Below are 1,319 nucleotides of genomic sequence, written 5' to 3'. Positions count from 1 at the left end.
GACCCTCAATCGTCCGTACGTCGAGAAACCTCCCCATAAGGCGAAGTAAGCGGCGGCTGGAAACCGTCTGGATTCATGCTGTGCGGTGACCACTGCAGGGCACTTCTCAGTCAATCGGGCGGAGCATTCGACTAAAAACTTCGGGAAACTGAGAGCTGGCTCCGGTCGCCTGAACAGGCATGACAGTTTGCCCGACAAATCGGCTGCAGCCAGTGACCGCCCCGACACGCAGCCCGCAGAGCAACGGCATGGCCGCAAGCTTCGTTAAAACGATCACGCGCGACTACGTCGCGCACATGCCCAAACCTGACCGGGAAACAGCGTTACGCAACCTGACGATTGCCTTTGAGCATTACAACGAGGAGCATCCGCACAGCGCGCTGAAATGCGGCTCATCACGGGAGTTTAGGCGTTTGGCAGCGGCATCAATTTAACGGGGTGTAGGTGCCCGGTTTGATAGGGGCCAGTCCACCAGCCACTGCAGTGCCTGCAATGGCGTGCAACTGGCTAGCCCTACTTGGGTCAGTTCGTTTAACACTTGCTGCTGCCCGCTTTCAGCGTACACCGCAGCCGATGGCGACAACTGCGTTGTAGCTATCGGCTGCGCAACACACCAAGCCTGCAATGCTGGTAAATCCAGCCTGCACCGCCAAGGCGAGGTGTCGCGTCAACAGTCAAGCGTGCCTGCGGCAAGCCTCCATAAAGCACTACCCGACCCTTGATCTTTTTGAACGAACGCTGCAACACTTTGAGCGGTTTACCCTGCTGACAAAACCAGCCCAGGTGCGCGTCGTAAAACGGATAAACCTCCCTTCTCGAAAACACGCCCACCACTCGCTGGACTCACTCAACCGCAAACGTTCGCCAATCTCCATATACCAACTTCTCCCAAGCAAAAACAAAAGCACGTTTAAAAACTAAAAGCTAAAGATTAATACCCTGGGATAATACAAGCTACATGGTCGAGGCTGAGCGTATCGCCGGCGTCGGCGGGATTGCCGTAGTCCAGGCCGACGCTGACGTGGGAGCCGGTCCCGACCCGGGTGCTGGACCAGTAATGGAGGCTTTGGCTGGGCGTACTGCCCCCACACATCCCGCGCAGCGGCCAACCGTGTACCTTACACATTTCGTCGTTTGGAGAAACACCTGACGTTGCGGTTTTGAATAGAGTTATCAATTCATCTCTCGTTGGAAGACGTGCACCTTTATTCAAGCAATAATTATTCGCTTCACTCCAGGTACGTCCGATTTTGTCCGGCGTCATGAATAGACTGATAATAGGAACCGTCCCGCCTGTACCGCCGCCTGTAGCACCTTCA

The 1,319-nt window shown here is 55.5% G+C and carries 1 protein-coding gene and 1 pseudogene; one reads left to right on the top strand and one right to left on the bottom strand.

The window, feature by feature from the left end; genetic code table 11:
* Window positions 1-203: 203 nt before the first annotated feature.
* A pseudogene (locus ACI77I_RS31975) lies at window positions 204-434 on the top strand (integrase core domain-containing protein); the annotation flags it as partial.
* A gap of 497 nt (window positions 435-931) precedes the next feature.
* On the opposite strand, the gene ACI77I_RS31970 reads toward ACI77I_RS31975, so the two are convergent.
* The coding region (locus ACI77I_RS31970; protein WP_407000194.1) for a hypothetical protein at window positions 932-1,319 on the bottom strand (388 nt) is incomplete at its 5' end.

This window comes from Pseudomonas sp. D47 (assembly GCF_045447305.1).
GTDB lineage: Bacteria > Pseudomonadota > Gammaproteobacteria > Pseudomonadales > Pseudomonadaceae > Aquipseudomonas.
The sequence above is the reverse complement of the archived record's forward strand: the minus strand, read 5'-3'. Positions and strand labels throughout refer to the sequence as shown.